This is a genomic window from Rhodococcoides sp. S146-33, from assembly GCF_059489205.1.
Genome location: NZ_JCAJWY010000001.1, coordinates 1,572,742 through 1,589,247 on the forward strand (window position 1 = coordinate 1,572,742; position 16,506 = coordinate 1,589,247).

The 16,506-nt window shown below is 64.4% G+C and carries 16 protein-coding genes; 8 read left to right on the top strand and 8 right to left on the bottom strand.

Annotation, left to right across the window (positions count from 1 at the left end; genetic code table 11):
- Positions 1-35 precede the first annotated feature (35 nt).
- On the bottom strand, positions 36-1,709 hold the full coding sequence (locus AC5WEY_RS07570) for a phospholipase D family protein (protein WP_495645324.1): 1,674 nt from the start codon (positions 1,707-1,709) through the stop codon (positions 36-38).
- Between the two features lie 54 nt (positions 1,710-1,763).
- On the opposite strand from AC5WEY_RS07570, the gene AC5WEY_RS07575 reads away from it, so the two are divergent.
- On the top strand, positions 1,764-2,612 hold the full coding sequence (locus AC5WEY_RS07575) for an aldo/keto reductase (protein ID WP_057478104.1): 849 nt from the start codon (positions 1,764-1,766) through the stop codon (positions 2,610-2,612).
- Positions 2,613-2,699: 87 nt separating this feature from the next.
- Here the strand turns inward: AC5WEY_RS07575 and AC5WEY_RS07580 are convergent, their stop codons facing one another.
- On the bottom strand, positions 2,700-3,338 hold the full coding sequence (locus AC5WEY_RS07580; protein WP_495645325.1) for a 3-oxoacid CoA-transferase subunit B: 639 nt from the start codon (positions 3,336-3,338) through the stop codon (positions 2,700-2,702).
- The gene (locus AC5WEY_RS07585; protein ID WP_495645326.1) at positions 3,335-4,096 is read right to left on the bottom strand and encodes a CoA transferase subunit A; all 762 of its coding nucleotides are present in this window, start codon (positions 4,094-4,096) and stop codon (positions 3,335-3,337) included. Before AC5WEY_RS07585 ends, AC5WEY_RS07580 begins: the two co-directional genes overlap by 4 nt.
- Before the next feature lie 143 nt (positions 4,097-4,239).
- On the opposite strand from AC5WEY_RS07585, the gene AC5WEY_RS07590 reads away from it, so the two are divergent.
- Positions 4,240-5,022, top strand: coding sequence for an IclR family transcriptional regulator (locus AC5WEY_RS07590; protein ID WP_495645327.1), 783 nt, complete (start codon positions 4,240-4,242; stop codon positions 5,020-5,022).
- Here AC5WEY_RS07590 and AC5WEY_RS07595 read toward each other — a convergent pair.
- Entirely contained in the window at positions 5,019-5,291 is a 273-nt protein-coding gene (locus AC5WEY_RS07595) for a hypothetical protein (protein ID WP_495645328.1), read from the bottom strand. The genes AC5WEY_RS07590 and AC5WEY_RS07595 overlap by 4 nt on opposite strands.
- A gap of 142 nt (positions 5,292-5,433) precedes the next feature.
- Here AC5WEY_RS07595 and AC5WEY_RS07600 point away from each other — a divergent pair, with 142 nt between their 5' ends.
- Both AC5WEY_RS07600 and AC5WEY_RS07605 read left to right on the top strand, forming a co-directional pair.
- A complete protein-coding gene (locus tag AC5WEY_RS07600; protein WP_495645329.1) occupies positions 5,434-6,690 on the top strand; it encodes a DUF222 domain-containing protein in 1,257 nt (418 codons plus the stop codon).
- Positions 6,687-7,694: an HNH endonuclease signature motif containing protein gene (locus AC5WEY_RS07605; RefSeq protein WP_495645330.1), complete on the top strand. Its 1,008-nt coding sequence runs from the start codon at positions 6,687-6,689 to the stop codon at positions 7,692-7,694. The genes AC5WEY_RS07600 and AC5WEY_RS07605 overlap by 4 nt, the downstream gene beginning before the upstream one ends.
- Before the next feature lie 23 nt (positions 7,695-7,717).
- On the opposite strand, the gene AC5WEY_RS07610 is transcribed toward AC5WEY_RS07605, so the two are convergent.
- Together AC5WEY_RS07610 and AC5WEY_RS07615 are read right to left on the bottom strand one after the other, a co-directional pair.
- Positions 7,718-9,580 carry a hypothetical protein gene (locus AC5WEY_RS07610; protein WP_495645331.1) on the bottom strand — a complete coding sequence of 621 codons (1,863 nt, stop codon included), beginning with the start codon at positions 9,578-9,580 and terminating at the stop codon, positions 7,718-7,720.
- A 79-nt stretch (positions 9,581-9,659) separates the two neighbouring features.
- Entirely contained in the window at positions 9,660-10,541 is an 882-nt protein-coding gene (locus AC5WEY_RS07615) for an alpha/beta fold hydrolase (RefSeq protein WP_495645332.1), read from the bottom strand.
- A gap of 86 nt (positions 10,542-10,627) precedes the next feature.
- Between AC5WEY_RS07615 and AC5WEY_RS07620 the strand changes: the two genes are divergently transcribed.
- Positions 10,628-11,143 carry a CGNR zinc finger domain-containing protein gene (locus AC5WEY_RS07620; protein WP_495645333.1) on the top strand — a complete coding sequence of 172 codons (516 nt, stop codon included), beginning with the start codon at positions 10,628-10,630 and terminating at the stop codon, positions 11,141-11,143.
- A 183-nt stretch (positions 11,144-11,326) separates the two neighbouring features.
- Here AC5WEY_RS07620 and AC5WEY_RS07625 read toward each other — a convergent pair whose 3' ends face one another.
- The gene (locus AC5WEY_RS07625) at positions 11,327-12,490 is read right to left on the bottom strand and encodes an NADH:flavin oxidoreductase (RefSeq protein WP_495645334.1); all 1,164 of its coding nucleotides are present in this window, start codon (positions 12,488-12,490) and stop codon (positions 11,327-11,329) included.
- 47 nt (positions 12,491-12,537) lie between these two features.
- On the opposite strand from AC5WEY_RS07625, the gene AC5WEY_RS07630 reads away from it, so the two are divergent.
- The 3 genes from AC5WEY_RS07630 (at position 12,538) to AC5WEY_RS07640 (ending at position 15,466) form a co-directional block, all read left to right on the top strand.
- Positions 12,538-13,359, top strand: coding sequence for a sulfurtransferase (locus AC5WEY_RS07630; protein ID WP_495645335.1), 822 nt, complete (start codon positions 12,538-12,540; stop codon positions 13,357-13,359).
- Positions 13,360-13,429: 70 nt separating this feature from the next.
- The gene (locus AC5WEY_RS07635) at positions 13,430-14,251 is read left to right on the top strand and encodes an SDR family oxidoreductase (protein ID WP_495645336.1); all 822 of its coding nucleotides are present in this window, start codon (positions 13,430-13,432) and stop codon (positions 14,249-14,251) included.
- A gap of 9 nt (positions 14,252-14,260) precedes the next feature.
- A complete protein-coding gene (locus AC5WEY_RS07640) occupies positions 14,261-15,466 on the top strand; it encodes an acyl-CoA dehydrogenase family protein (protein ID WP_057476746.1) in 1,206 nt (401 codons plus the stop codon).
- A 6-nt stretch (positions 15,467-15,472) separates the two neighbouring features.
- Here the strand turns inward: AC5WEY_RS07640 and AC5WEY_RS07645 are convergent, their stop codons facing one another.
- Positions 15,473-16,504, bottom strand: coding sequence for a TIGR03086 family metal-binding protein (locus AC5WEY_RS07645; RefSeq protein ID WP_495645337.1), 1,032 nt, complete (start codon positions 16,502-16,504; stop codon positions 15,473-15,475).
- Positions 16,505-16,506 lie beyond the last annotated feature (2 nt).

A 16,506-nucleotide genomic window follows, 5' to 3' on the forward strand; every position in this document is an offset into this window, starting at 1 on the left:
ATGCCCGATTTGTCAGGTCCGAAACGGCAAGCACATCAGAATCGACGACGCAGGCGCATCCCGATCGGGCGTCCGTCGGGATCGACGAACAACCGGTAGGCGAGCGCTGCGAGTCGCTGCTGCCAGACGGGCGGCACCGAGATCTCGTGCTTGCGCAGTCGGCCGACGGGCCGGGACTTCGCGGACGGGTTGCGATGCCAGTTGTCCAGAGCGGTCGCGCTGGCCGCGATCACATCGAAGAACTGCTGCGGGTCGACGAGGTCTGCGTCGTCGCCGTCGGCCCGTCCGAGGTGCTCGCGAATCAGCTCGAGTCTCAGGTTGCGTGCATGGGTTCTGGCACCGTCGCCGAGGCCTGCCGGGTCCAAGGGTGCCCGATCGTCACGCTGCTCGTCGACGATGGCCGCGGTCAGCTCCGAATCATGGGTCCAGGAGCGGCGATTGAAGTTGTCCGATCCCACCGCGGTCCACACGTCGTCGATGATGCAGACCTTCGAGTGCACGTATACCGGTATGCCACGGTCGTTTTCGATGTCGAGTACCAGTACTCGATCACCACCGGCCGCGCGGATGACACCGAGTGCGGCCGAGTGTCCCAGCAGCGCAGAAGGAATGGTCAAGTTGCTGTCGTCGTCGAGGTGTTTGGGAACCACCACCACCAACCGCAGGTCAGGCTTGCGCCGCAGTGCCGCGGCGAACACGCGAGCGACGTCGACCGACCACAGGTACTGATCCTCTATGTAGATCAGCTCGGTGGCTCTGTCGAGCGCTTTGGCGTACGCGCGGGCCGCGCTGCGCTCGCCCTTCGTGGCGAACGGGTATGCGGGGCGTCGGCGGGGATAGGTGCGTAACAACTGCACCGAACACGTGCCCTGCGGATCCGGAGCCGGCGCAGCAGGAGGGAGTTCCGACGGCTCACGCGTCACTCCGCGCAGGAAGTCGGGTATCGCATGCCACGGTAGGCGTGAGAGCGCCGCGGGATCTTCCCAGCGTTCGCGAAAGACGTCTTCCACGTCTCGTACCGCCGGGCCCTCGATCTGCACCTGCACGTCGTGCCAGGCGGGAATCTCGCCGTACTCGGGCGGGAAGGGACGAGAGACAGGATCACCGAAGTGATCGGCATCGTCGCGTCGAGCACGGGCCAGATCGATGCCTCCGACGAACGCGACGTCGGGCAGATTTTTCCTGCCGTACCGGATGACGACGAACTTCTGGTGGTGGCTCCCGGTCACCAGCACACGCTGGTCGAGAATGACCTCGCCGCCCGCTTCCTCCAGCCGCAGCGCAAGCTTGCGGTTCTTCGGTCCGGTGAAACCCAGGGTCTCCATGTGGGAGCGCCACACCATGCCTTTGACGACGCCACCGCGGTGCGCGACGGCGGCCAGGGCATCCTCGACGGTCACACCGTCGTCGGTGAGCAGCTGTTCCGGGTCTCCGCGCCAATCGGTGAACAGCACCAGATCGTCGCGCTCGGTCTGTTCGAGGGCCCCGGCGAGCGCCGCGAAGTACGTCTTGCCGTGCACCAGATTCTCGACGCGGTTGCCCTCGGTCCACGCCGAAATCCGGGTGTCGTCGTTGCCACGCTCGGGCGCGGTGAGGAACCACGGGTGGGCGGGGTCGAAATCGCGCTCGGGAGCGATCAGAGCGGAGGTGGACCGGCCGAACTTCTCGGCAACTCCGTCGACGACGCGCCGGAAGCGCTGCACTATCACGTAGGCATCATTTCACCCGGTTTGAACGCGCCGGTGGGCGGGCACCCCGGCGATATGACTCAGGTACCCAACGTCACGCTCAGAAACGGCAAGCAGATTCCCCAGCTCGGCTACGGTGTCTTCCAGATCGACCCGGAGAAGACCGCGAAGGCCGTGGAAACGGCGCTCGAGATCGGCTACCGGCACATCGACACCGCCGAGATGTACGGCAACGAGAAGCAGGTCGGCGAGGGCATCCGTAACTCCGGACTCGATCGCGAATCGGTCTTCGTCACCAGCAAGCTCAACAACGGCTTCCATCGACCCGACGACGCGCGCTCGGCATTCGACAAGACGCTCAGCGACCTCGGTACCGACTACGTCGACCTTTTCCTCATCCACTGGCCCCTCCCCACCCGTTACGACGGCGATTTCGTCTCCACGTGGAAGACGTTGGAGGAGTTCGCAGCCGACGGCCGCGCCCGCAACATCGGTGTCTCCAACTTCCAGCCCGCCCACCTCGATCGCCTGGCGGAGGAGACCGATACGGTCCCCGCGGTGAACCAGATCGAGGTGCACCCGTACTTCGTCAACAACGACGTGTGGGCCTACGGCCGCGAGCACGCCATCCCCACCGAGGCGTGGTCGCCGATCGCCCAGGGCAACGTCCTCGACGACGCGGAACTGAAGCGAATCGCCGACGCTGCAGGCAAATCCGTCGCGCAGGTGGTGCTCCGCTGGCACATTCAGCGCGGCAACATCATCTTCCCGAAGTCGGTGACGCCGGAGAGGGTCAAGGCCAACTTCGAGATCTTCGACTTCGAGCTCAGCTCTGCCGATGTCGACGCCATCACGGCTCTGGACAAGGGTGAGCAGGGACGTAACGGACCGAACCCGGACACGTTCGACATGATTCCGGACTAATTCCTAACACTGTGGGCCCGAACGTCTTCGGACGTTCGGGCCCACAGTTGTTCTCTCGGTGCTTCGTTCGATCGGTGCTTCAGGCGATCAGTGCTTCAGAGTCGATCCCGTTGCGGCGGTGACCTGCTCGGCGGTCACACTCGGTGCGAGTTCCACCAGTTCGAGCGTGCCATCGCCGACCACATCGATGACGGCAAGGTTGGTGATGATGCGATCCACCACGCCTTGGCCGGTCAGCGGCAGAGTGCACGCGTCGAGGATCTTCGGATTGCCGTCGCGGTCGGTGTGTTCCATGACGACGATGACGCGCCTGGCACCGTGTACGAGGTCCATCGCGCCGCCCATGCCCTTGACCATCTTTCCGGGCACCATCCAGTTGGCGAGGTCGCCGGTGCGGGAGACCTGCATGCCGCCGAGTACCGCGGTATCGATGTGGCCGCCGCGAATCATGCCGAAGCTCAGGGACGAATCGAAGTATGCGGCACCGGGATTGACGGTGACGGTCTCCTTGCCCGCGTTGATGAGATTGGCGTCGACCTTGTCCTCGGTGGGGTAGGGCCCGGTACCCAGGATGCCGTTCTCCGAGTGCAGGGTGACCTTGACGTCATCGGTCAGGTAGCCCGGGATCAGCGTCGGCAGTCCGATACCGAGGTTGACGTACTCGCCGTCGACCATCTCCGCCGCGGCGCGTTCGGCCATCTGATCGCGGGTCCATCCTGCACTCATGCTCGAACTCCTGAACTGACGGTGCGCTTTTCGATGCGCTTGTCCTGGGGGCCGGTGTGGACGACGCGTTGAACGAACACGCCGGGCAGATGTACGTGGGCTGGGTCGATTTCGCCCGGCTCCACGAGATTCTCGACCTGCGCGATGGTGATCTTGCCGGCCATCGCGGCGAGGGGGTTGAAGTTCATCGCGGTCTTGTCGAACACGAGATTTCCTGCTGTATCGCCAGTTTCGGCGTGCACCAGCGCGAAGTCGGCATTGATCGACTCTTCGAGGACGTAGCGCTTGTCGCCGAACACCCGAGTTTCCTTGGGCGGCGATGCGATGGACACCGAACCGTCCACGTTGTAGCGCCACGGCATTCCGCCGTCGGCGATGGGGCTGCCGACCCCGGCGGGGGTGAAGAATGCAGGAACGCCGTTGCCGCCGGCGCGAAGTCGTTCGGCGAGCGTGCCCTGAGGGGTCAGTTCGACCTCGAGTTCGCCGGCGAGGTACTGCCGGGCGAACTCCTTGTTCTCTCCGACGTACGAGGCGGTGACCCTGCGAATACGTCCGGCAGCCAACAGGATTCCGAGTCCGTAGCCGTCGACGCCGCAGTTGTTGGAGAACACCTCGAGCTCGTCGGCGTCGGTGTTGGCGATGGCCTCGATGAGAGCGTCCGGAATACCGCACAGCCCGAAGCCGCCGACCGCGATGGTCGCCCCACGGCCGATGTCCGCGACCGCGTCGGCAGCGGACGCGTAGGTCTTTCCTGTCACAAGAACTCCTGATGTGTTCGTTGAGCAAACGATGATTGTCAGTGAACCTGAGCTGCAGTTCGATGTGGCAGGAATGGATCGGATTGCTCGTTCGGTGAACAGTTCTGCAGTTGGTGTCCATTGAGTGGACGTATGATCCTGGGGTGACGTCAGCGGAAGCCAACGCGAGTGTGATCGGAAAGATCTGTTCGTTGCTGCGTGCAGCCGGAGCCGAGGAGCCGTCCGGGGCCTCCACCACGGCCCTCGCGCGGGCGGCAGGCATCGCGCGGCCCACCACCCACCGCTTGCTGTCCACACTCGCCGAGCAGGGATTCGTGGATCGCGACGCCGGTACCGGTCGCTGGTCGCTGGGACCGGAGATCTACCTGCTGGGGTCCATGGCGGCCCTGCGGTACGACATCACGGACCAAGCGCGAAAGGTGGTGCAGGCGTTGGCGACCGACAGTGGTGAGAGTGCCTTCCTGTCTGCTCGACGGGGTTCGGAGACGGTGTGCTTACTTCGAGTGGAGGGTAGTTTTCCCCTGCGCTCGCACGTGCTCTACGAGGGAATTCGGCTGCCGCTCGGAGTGGCGTCCGCAGGGTTGGCCATTCTCGCGCATCTACCGGATCGGGAGATCGACGAGTATCTCGATGGCGTGGACCTGGTGTCGGAGTGGGGGGAGAGTCACTCCGCAGCGGAGATACGCAGACGGATAACGCATACCCGCACCACGGGATTTGCCGTCAATCCGGCACTGCTCGTGGAGGGTAGCTGGGGACTCGGTGCCGCCGTGTTCGATCGCGCCGAGAAGCCGGCGTGGGCGCTGAGTTTGACGGGTGTCGAGACGCGTTTTCGCGACGATCGACGACGGGAGCTGGGCAAGATGCTCCTCGACGCGGCGCACCGACTCACGGTGCAACTGGGGGAGCGGCCCAGCCCCGGCTAGCTGTCGAGCTCGTCCAGAATGTCTGCGGCGTCCTGGCTGCCTGCTTCCGCCAGTCTCTGCAGTTCGGCGCGATCACCGCGTTCTCCGGCAAGTTCGACGAGGATGTCGACGGCATCGGTACTGCCTGCGTCGGCGAGGTAGCGCAGTTCGTCGAGGTCGTTTCGAGAGCCTGCGAGTTCGACCAACTGGTCGAGTGCATCCTGATCGCCTTCGCTTGCCTGGGCGCGCAAGGCGGCCAGCTCGGCCGCTGTGGAGTCGGGCTCGGTCATGGGTCGGAGTGTAGAACGATTCGGCGAATAGTGGCAGGCCAGCCGGCCTTTTTGCGGCTTGCGCGTTCTTGTCGGTGGGTCGAGATAGTCTTCATTCAGTTCGAACGCATGTTCTGAAGAGTTGCTCACCGGGGGGTGAAAAATGGGTGCAGTACCGATCGTGTCGTTGGAGGCGTTGACCGCCGCCGCGCAGGCAGAAAATCGTCAGGCGTTCCGCAAGATCGCCGCCTGCTACGACGTCCACCGGACCTGGATCACCCACGACACCAAGTTCAAGCACTACAGCCGGTACGGCCGCACCGAGATGGCGGCCGCGTTGGGGTGCTCGGCGACGGTCGCCGAATCGTACATCTCCGTCGGTGTTGCCCTGCACACGCGACTACCCCTGGTACGGACAGCATTCGAGGCCGGGGAGATCGATCTTCCGCGAGTGCGGACGGTGTGCCGGATCCTCGACAACCTCTCCGACGAGATCGTGCGCATGGTCGAGGACGAGATCGTCGAATCCGCCCGCCGCAATTCGCCCGGTCCACTCGAGACGGAAATCTGGGACATCTTGCTGCGAGTCGCCCCGGAGGAAGCGGCAGCACTACGCGAGTTCGCGAAACGATTCAGGCACATCTCCTACAACCCGGCCGGTGAGTTGGCGCGGATCCGAGCGGAATTGACTGCACCCGAGGCCGCTGCCGCGTGGCAGCTGCTCGAGGAGATGGCCGACACCCTGTGTCCGAAAGACCCCCGCGGTAAGCAAGATCGCCTGTGCGATGCGTTCATGGCGAGGATGCACGGTGAACCCCGCCTGGCATGCCTGTGCCAACGCGAGGACTGCCCGAAAGCCGATGCGGCGTTGCCCGATCGTCGGGTGCCGTTGACGATGGTCACCGTCGACATCGCCACCCTCATCGGACTACTCGCCAACCCGGCATACCTGGCCGGGCATGGCTCGATCGACCCGGATCTCGCGCGGGAGTTGGCGCGTAACAGTCAATGGCAGGTCCTGCTCACCAACGCCGTCACCCTCGCGGAGAAGCTCGGTCTGGCGGTGCAGAACCAGGAGACCGGGGAATGGGAACGACGCAGGGACGGCGAGACGGACATGGCTGCAACGGGATCCGAGGCGGGGGCTGGGACGGACGCCTATGCAGACACAAACACAGATGTAGATGTCGATGTAGACGCAGCAGATGCACCGGAGACGCCGGGAGATGCGGTCGACGAGACGGCCGAGACCGTTGGGTCCGAGGGGATCGAAAAGAATGGCGTAACCGGCGAGGTTGGCGGGTCCGAGGAGGACGAGGAGTCCACACCTGTGCTGCGACCGATCCGTCGGCAATTCCCGAAACGGGTGCCGCCGATCGGGCCCAGAAGAACGCAGCAACATGTGCAGGTGCACCGGTGACCGACCGGCAAGCGGACGCACCGTCGGCCACCGACCCCGAGGCAGCTGCTCCCTCGGAAGCCACGCCAGCTTCAGGATTGTCTCCGGAACAGGCATCGCCGGCACCTGATACCGCATCGAGCTGTGCGCAATCACGTTCGTCTGCAACACCATCCGACCCCGCAGCCTCCCACCAGAAATCAGCTGAAGGCCCGGCACCAGAAACAGGCCAGGCACCACCAATAGGCCCGGCATCAGGAACAGACCCGGCACCCGCTGCCACTGCCGCCAGCGACGACCGGCACCCGCATCGCCTGGAATCACTGACCTCCGCTGCTGCCCTGTTCTGCACCCACACCCCCGTCGGCAAGGGCACACGGCACAGCTCTGCCCTCGACCTGCCCATCGCAGGCCCGCGCGACGACAGGACGATCCACGCAGTAGGCCGGACACCCGCAGCCCGCACACCCTCAGGTATTTACCTCGGCAACGCCTCCCTCGCCGCTGCTCTCGAAGCAGCGATCGCCGCCGACCCCACCCTCGGCAAGACCGTCGCACGCGACCCCCTGACCGACCGCGCGCTGGTCTACCGACCCGACACCCTCACCGCCGCAGCGGTCCGGCTCCGCGACCGCCACTGCCGATTCCCCGGCTGCCACCGACCCGCCGACCGCTGCCAACTCGACCACATCACCCCGTTCGACCATGACAACCCCCTCGGCGGCGGCTGGACCACCGTCAACAACCTCCAATGCCTCTGCGAGTTCCACCACACCGTCAAAACCGCCGGCTACTGGAGCGCCGTCATGCTCCCGGGCGGCGCGATCCTCTGGACCTCCACCTCGAAGACCACCCGAATCACCCTGCCCGCCAACGGCACAGCCGTACCCATCCTCGACAACGACCTCAGACCACACATCCCCACCAAACCCAGACGATCCGGCATCATCGCCTACCCAGACCCACCGAACCCGCCTGGCAACGAACAGCCCGAGACAGACGACACGACAGCACCACCGTTCTAGATGCAGGGTTCGAGCTACACAGTTCAGTAGTCGAACGCCTCGAACCTGACGTCTTCATCGCCCACCCACTCCAGAACTGCTTCGTGCAGGGGCCGAGCAGCGCAGACGTAGAACTGTCGTCGCCCAACGCGTCCCACGGCTTCGACGTCGGCTTCGATCATCCTTCGGGTGCGCGTTCGGGCTCCGAGCTGTTCGAGAATGCGACGCTGGGCGAGCTTGTCGGAGTCCATCTGTCCGGTGAGGAACACCGTGATTGCCACCCCCAACTGGCTGACCCGCTCGACGACGTCGACGGCGAGAGGCAGGTCCTCCGCGCGCACACTCCAGAGCAGGGTCAGCGCGAGTCCGGATTCGTGGGCAGCGTGCGCCTGTGCCGCGAATGGGGTGATCCCGACCCCCGATGCCACGACCACGACGTCGTCGGTAGTCGGCTTGGTGTCGGCGTACTTGGTGTCGGCGTATCGGGTGTCATCCTCGCCGCCGAAGCCCATGACAGTGACAGTCATGTCCGAACCCTGGGTCCATCGCGACAGCAGCCCGGTGACCGGTCCGTGCTCCCGGACGGTGATCTCGAATAGGTTGCCGCCCAGCGTATGCGGTTCGCTCGATACAGTGAACGTTCTGATGAAGTCGTCGTTGAGGGAGCTCGGGTCGTGGTCGCGCATGTGTGACCAGCCGCGATCGAGTTGGGCTGAGAAGTCGAGGGTGACGTGTTGCCCTGCGAGCCACTGCACCGGCGTCGACGATTCGCCCGGAGACAGTCGGAACGTGTACCGCGATATCGTCGGTGTGATCGGTAGCTTGTGGATCAGCGAGGCAAGCGTTCTCTCCGCCGGTCTGGGCTGCTGGCCAGCGACGCCGACCTCGCGGGCCAATCTCCTGACCGGAGGGTTGTACGGGGACGGTTCGAGAAGCGCGCCTCTGAACGCAAGGCCGTTTCTCACCAAGCGCACCGCCTCGATTTCGATCCTCACGGCCATTTTGCTATGGGGCAGAACACTTTCAGCAGCATGGCCGATCAGTACCTCCGCGCTTCCCGAAAGGTAGAGAACATCGCCGGTGTCGAAATCGGGAAAGGTGACTCCCACTGCCCGGTCGGAGGTGATGTTCCCCAACGTCTGGTAGAGGCGGTTCCCCGAGTACTCCGGATACACCAGGGTCACGCCCTCGGCGTCGGAGTTGCTGAAGACCCGGACGAATCCTGGTGCCCCGCCGCGAATGTTGGTGTCCATGCTGTCGGTACCGTGTCGGCTGGAGATGAGGAAGGTATCGGATCTTTCGATGATGGCGAGGGCCTCGGCTGGTAGCGGGAGTGAATCGCTGATCAACTGCGGAGACATTTCGTAGGGTGTTATCGCCCGCTTGTTCAGATACTTGGGGCAGTTTCCGAGGGTTTCGTCGACCACGATGTTCGCCAGGACGTCGGTGGGCCCGTTCGTCTCTGAAGTTGTTGTCTTCGTGCTCTTTTCCGCTACGATGCCGTCGAGCATCCGTCCTGCGATCTTGACCCGGCCTCGGTGCTCCAGGTCCATGGCGAGACCTGAGACCAGCCTTCCTCGTCCGTTCGGCTTGTCGTCGCGTGAGAGAGCCTCGAGCACCGGGTCTGCGGTGTGAGGTTCGAGCTGGGCCTGGAACCTCAACCGCAGGACCCCGTCCGTGGCCGGGGTTGCTGTTCCAGGAGCGCCCCCGAGCAGTGTTGTCCACACGCGGTCGTCGACGCCGGTTGTTCCGAGTGCCACGAGTGGGCTCCGACTCATCCAGGGTCCGTACGCGGCGGGCAGACCTGGAGCAGTGGGGTTGTCCTCGTAGGGCACCTGTAGAAGACGGTGCATCGTCTCTTCCCCCGGATGCCACTGGCTCGTGACATGGTCGTCAGCTGCTCGCATGACGTCTGACCTTTCTCGGATACTGTTGTTCTACTTGGCTATTCGAGGTAACGGCACGGAATCGAGCGCAGGTTTTCGATCAGGCTGCCTGTCGTGCCCCGGAGAACCGGTGCAGGAAGGCGGTGATCAGGGAGGCTACTTCGTCGAGGTGGCTTTCGAGGAGGAAGTGGCCCCCGTCCAGCAGATGAATTTTCGCGTCGGGAAGATCGCGTAGGAACGCACGGGCACCGTCGGGTCCGAAGATCTCGTCGTTCTTGCCCCAGACGGCGAGGAGCGGGGGACGTGAATCGCGGAAGTAGCGGTGCACAGCGGGGTACAGGCGGACGTTCGACGGATAGTCCGCGAAGAGCCTCAGCTGGATCTCGTCGGTGCCGGGACGGGTGAGCAGCGTGTGGTCGTGGATCCAGGCGTCGGGGCTCACGAGGGTCGGATCGGGGACACCGTGAATGTATTGCCACCGGACCGCGTCCAGTCCGAGTGCATCGCGCAGCGGCGCAGCGTTTTCCGGCGTGCGGTTCTGCGCGTAGGTCCACAGCGGTGCCCAGAACGAGTCCACGAACCCTTCCTCGTACGCGTTGCCGTTCTGAGTGACGATGGCGGTGATGCGATCGGGATGACCGAGGGCGAGGCGCCACCCGACGGGTGCGCCGTAGTCCTGGGTGTAGATCGCGTACCGGTCGATACCCAGTTGGTCGAAGAGGTGGTCGGTGACGGCGGTGAGGCTGTCGAAGGTGTAATCGAAGTCGTCTACGGACGGAGCCGCCGAGTATCCGAAGCCGATGAGGTCGGGAGCGATCACGTGAAAGCTGTTGCCCAACAACGGGATGAGATGGCGGAACATGAACGAGCTGGCGGGTGTTCCGTGCAGCAGCACGATAGTGGGATCGGACGGATTGCCGGCCTCGCGGTAGAAGACCTCGAGTCCGTCGACGGTAGTGGTGTGGTGATGAACGGCGACCATGAATAACCCCTATGGGTAGTTGATGTGGTTACTCCGATGACAGAATCACAGTGGACGTAACCTGTCAATCGGTCTATGGTGGTTACATGAACACCGAGGAGGCGCGGGCGATCGACGAAGCGCTGCTGATCGACCTGCTCAACACCACGCCGGTGGTCGAGGATCAGCCGATCGATCTGCTGGCGAATGACGCGGACGGCCGAGACTGGCTCAGTGCACGCGGTGGGACCGGAAGCGCCGAAGAACTTCGGGTGTGCCGCGACCTGCGTGACGACATCCAGCGGGTGGTGCGCAGTGAGGCGTCACCGTCGTCGCTGAGCAGGTATCTCCGCGACCTCTCGCGGGTGCCGGTGCTGACCGATGACGCGCTTCACTGGGTTTTGCAGGTGGCCGAGGATCGCCGACTGGCCGCACGGGTTGTGCTGGCCTGGGCGGGGATTCGTGAGAGTTTGCCTGGCGCACTGCGCCCGTGTGCGAACGACGAGTGCCGCTTGTTTCTGCTGGATCGCTCGCGTGCGGGCACCGCGCGGTGGTGCTCGATGGCCACGTGCGGCAACAAAATGAAGGCCCGACGGCACCGTGCCCGGGCGGCAGGCGACTGACTTCGGCGCGCGGGAGCGGGGCTCGGGGGAGAAACGCCGTACCAGTCTCGTATCGCCACAACGGAACTCGATCGGTCGGTTGTGGCAGTACTATCGACGCCGACGATCGTGGGGCTCGACACCAACAGTGTCGAGCCCCACTCGAATCGAATCAGGTTGCGATGTGAATTGCCCGACCGGGTGTCAGACCAGGTGCTGAATGTGATCGCGCGTGAATTCGATGCGCTCGTCCACGCGGCCGTCGCCCACCTTGTTCACCCACTCGGGATCGGACAGCAACGCGCGTCCGACGGCCACCAGATCGAACTCGCCGTCCTGGAATTGACCGACGAGAGCGTCCAATCCGGTCACACCCGACGCGGCATCCTCCGACCATGCCGACGTGAACACCGAATCGAGGCCGACCGATCCGACGGTGATGGTCGGAACCCCGGTCAGCTTGCGTGTCCACCCGGCCAAGCCGAGTTTGCCGTCGTGGCCGTCCAGCTCGGGGAACGCGGGATCCCAATGGCGGCGGGTCGAGGCGTGGAGCACGTCCACACCGGCGTCGACGAGGGGCGTCAGGACGCGTCCGAGCTCCTCGGGGTTCTGCGCGATCCGAGCGTCGAAGTGGTTGCTCTTCCACTGCGAGAATCGGTACACGATGGCGAAGTCCTCGCCGACGGCTGCACGAATCGCAGCAACGACCTGCGCTGGGAAACGGGTGCGGGCTTCGAGTGAGCCGCCGAACTGATCGTCGCGCACATTGGTTGTGTCCCAGAGGAACTCGTCGAGAAGGTAGCCGTGAGCGCCGTGCAGTTCGAGGCCGTCGAAGCCGGTGTTCTTCGCGTTGACCGCCGCTTGTACCCACTGGGAGGTTAGTTCGTCGAGGTCGGCGTCGGTGAAGGCTCTGCCGACCAAGGAACCGTCGAGTGCAATGCCGGACGGGCTGACGGTGGTGACGTCGGGGAACAGGCGTGGCTCGGTGCCACGCTCGACGCCGAGGTGCCACAGCTGCGGGATGATTGCGCTGCCCTCGGCGTGTACCGCGTCGACGACGCCCTTCCAGCCTTCCAGGCTGGCGTCGCCGTAGATCCGTGGAACACGGGTGTGGGGACCCGCGGCGGGGTCGGGGATGTAGGTGCCCTCGGTGATGATGAGACCGGTGCCGCCGGCGGCGCGCTTGCGGTAGTACTCGGCGACATCCGGGCCGGGGATGCCGTCTGGAGAAAAGGCGCGCGTCATCGGAGCCATGGCGAAGCGGTTGCGCAGCTTCAGCGACTTGACCTCGAACGGCTCGAAGAGCCCGGCGGTGGACAGATGCTGAGTTGTGGATGCAGTTTCGGTCACGCCTGCGCACAACCTCATGCAACACCGAGCTATTCCCCGGGCGAGGCTGTTAGCGTCGAATCCTTATGAGCCCTTCGCCGCTGATCTCTGCCACCGAACTGCACGATCTCTTCGAGATGGGACGGCCCCCTGTCGTCCTCGACATCCGGTGGACCCTCCAGAACGGGAGCGACAGAGCCCGTTACGAGGCGGGGCACATCCCGACTGCGCAATTCGTAGACCTCGGCACCGAACTGGCGGCACCGCCGAATGACCGTGGCCGGCATCCGTTGCCCGACGCGGACACGTTCGTCGCGGCGATGCGCGGAGCAGGGGTCAGTGACGATTCCGCGGTCGTGGTCTACGACGGAGGACCGGCGACCGCTGCGGCGCGGGGCTGGTGGCTGTTGCGCTACTTCGGGCACGCGGACGTGCGCGTCCTCGACGGCGGACTTGCTCAGTGGGTGGCCGCCGGATTCCCGGTCGGCACCGAACCGTCGATCGCCGCCGCCGGATCGTTCACCGCGCGCCCATCATTGGCACGAGTTCTCGACGTCGACGACGTGCTGGACTTCGCACGGAACAACGTGCTGCTCGACGCGCGGGCACCCGAACGGTTCCGCGGCGAGGTGGAGCCGGTGGACCCCGTGGCCGGTCACATCCCGGGTGCGATCAACCGGCCGACGACCGACAACGTCGGTTCGGACGGAAAGTTTCTGGCTCCGGAGGTACTCAATGGCACATTTGGTGGACTTGTGCCGGCGGGGAAAGAGGTCGCCGTCTACTGCGGATCCGGGGTGACCGCCGCACACCAAATTCTCGCCCTCGAGTTGGCGGGCATCGACGCTGCTCTGTATCCGGGGTCATGGTCAGGATGGATCACCGACCCGTCGCGACCGCGCGCGTGAAACAACCTCTGACCAGTGTGTTCATGCAACGAGGGTTGAACTTGAATCTGACTTCAACTATACCTGGGGCATGAAGGTAGAAGGCAGGGTCGCCATCGTCACCGGCGGTGGTGGCGGAATCGGCGGGGCCATCGCTGCTCGACTCTCGGAGCACGGCGCACGCGTCGTCGTCTCCGACCTCGACGGAAAGACGGCGGAAGCGGTGGTCGACGCCATCGAACGAGACCGGCCGGGGACGGCCGTCGCGGTTGCTGCGGACGCGTCGAACATCGCCGATATCGAGCGGTTGATCGCGCAGGCCGAGGAATCGTTCGGTCCGGTCGATCTCTACTTCGCCAACGCAGGCATCAGCGGCGCACCCGGGCTCGACGCCACCGAACAGGACTGGGATCTCTCGTTCGATGTGAACGTTCGCGCCCACATCCGGGCCGCTCAGCTGTTGGTGCCGGGCTGGCTCGAGCGCGGTGAGGGGTATTTCGTCAGCACCGCCTCAGCGGCAGGCCTACTTACCCAGATCGGTTCGGCCACATACGCAACCACCAAGCACGCGGCAGTCGGATTCGCGGAGTGGTTGAACGTCACGTACGGCAACCGAGGAATTCGCGTCAGTTGCCTGTGCCCGATGGGTGTCAACACCAAACTGCTCTACGAGGGACGCGAATCCGGAGATGCGTTGGGAGCGGCGGCAACTGCGGCGGTTCTGAGCGCCGGCGCTGTGCTCGAACCCCTCGACGTTGCCGATGTGGTGCTGGGCGCGATGGACCGCGAGCAGTTCTTGATCCTGCCGCACGAGAACGTACTGGACATGTACCGCAACAAGGGTGCCGATTACGACCGGTGGTTACGCGGCATGCGTCGCTACCAGGACAGCTTGCTCGACAACAACCGATAGGGGCCCACCGTGGCATTTTTCGAGACCAGCGATCGCGCGAAGAAATTCGAGTCGGATCTGTTGGAATTCATGGACTCTCACGTCTACCCGGCCGAGGCCGTGTACGAGCAGCAGATGCTCGAAGCCGGGGACCCGCACTTCCACCCGCCGATCCTCGAGGACCTGAAGAAGGAAGCGCGCTCACGTGGACTGTGGAATCTGTTCCACCCGCACCCCGAGTGGGGTCCAGGCCTGACCAACCTCGAATACGCGCCGCTCGCCGAGATCATGGGACGCAGCCTGCTCGCCCCGGAGGCCTGCAACTGCAACGCACCGGATACAGGCAACATGGAGGTCTTCACGCTCTTCGGCACTGACGAGCACAAAGAGAAGTACTTGAAGCCATTGTTGGACGGCAAGATTCGTTCTGCATTCGCGATGACCGAGCCCGACGTGGCCAGCTCCGACGCCACGAACATCGCAATGAAGATGGACCGCGACGGCGACGACTTCATCCTGAACGGGCGCAAATGGTGGACGTCCAACGCCATGCACAAGAACTGCAAGGTTCTCATCGTCATGGGCAAGACCGATCCCGAGGCGGCCACCCACCGTCAACAGTCGATGCTGGTGGTACCCATCGACGCACCCGGTGTCACCGTCCTGCGCAATCTGCCGGTGTTCGGCTACGTCGACCGCGAAGGCCATGCCGAGGTGCTCTTCGAGGATGTGCGAGTGCCGGCCAAGGACGTGTTGAAGGGGCCGGGTGAGGGCTTCGCCATCAGTCAGGCTCGTTTGGGACCGGGCCGTATCCACCACGCGATGCGCACCATCGGTGTGGCTGAGCGCGCGCTCGAATTGCTCTGTCGCCGTGCGGCATCGCGAGTGACGTTCGGCAAGCCGGTGGCGATGCGCTCGAACATCCAGGACTGGATCGCCGAGGCGCGGATCGAGATCGAGAAGACGCGGTTGCTGACGTTCAAAGCCGCCTACCTGATGGACACCGTCGGGAACAAGGAAGCGCGCACCGAGATCGCAGCCATCAAGGTTGCCGCACCGGAGATGGCGCTGAAGATCATCGACCGTGCCATCCAGGTGCACGGCGGCGGCGGTGTGAGCAACGACTTCCCGCTCGCGATGATGTATGCGCACGTGCGGACGCTGCGGCTCGCCGACGGTCCCGACGAGGTCCACAAGATGTCGATCGCGAAGATGGAGCTGAAGAAGTACCTCTGAGTGCGGCTAGCGACCCGGTTGCCAGGCCGGGTCGCGGCCGATGAAGGCCATCAGCTTGTCCTGCGGGGACGCGCCGTCGTCGACCGGGACCGCCGGCCCGTACTGCCCGCTGTCGCGCAGCATCTGTTCCATCGGTCGCATGGCATCGAGGGCCGCAGCGCAGCGCTCCTCGCCCAAGTCGGGTTCGAGGCCAAGGGCTTTCGCCAGGTCCCAGGAGTGCATCCAGATGTCGGCGGTGTAGAACATGTCGATCGCCTTGTCCACCGGCATGTCGCCGGTGTGCGGGTTGCTCAACACGCGGTCGGAAGGGTCGTCGAGAATTGCCTGGATGTCGGCAACGTGACGCTTCCACGCGGCTTTCGGGTCGGCATCGATGTCCAGGGGCTGGAACTCGATTCCCGCTCCGCCGGATAGAAAGCCGCGAGACCACTCGATCAGGTGCTTCACGACATCGATTGCGGCCCAGTCCGATACCGGGCTCGGGCGTGACCAGTCCTCGGACGAGGCGGACTCGACGAGCGCGGTGAAGGTTGCCGCGTCCTGTAGGTGCTGCTGGGCCGGCCCTGTTCGTTGCCCGAGCAGTTCGTCGAGTTTGTCGTAGCCCTCCCTCACCCCGACGTCCATGCCACTGGACAGCATGCCGTCCCGAGTTGCGAAGTCGGACATCACGCTGAGCACTCTCAGGAGCGTGCCGCCGCCGTCGCGGCCCTCGAACGTGAGGGTCTCGAGGGCAACCGAATCGGGTTGGCCCTCATAGGTGAACGTCCACACGATCCGCTCGTTGTCCCTGACCTCGTGAAAGCTGCCGAAGAAGGCTGCGATCTCTTCACCGTCCCGATCGTTGGCAAATGCCCAGGAACCTCCGGTGCGGCCCTCCCACTTCAGAATTCGCGTCGTCAACGATCTGGGGCCCACCCACTGCCGATACAGCTCGGGATCTATGTGGGCGCGGAACACCTGCTCCGGCGTTGCAGTGAACTCTCGAACGATCTCGATCGTGGGTACTTTCTCGTCCGCAAGGATCTCGGTTTCGTACATGG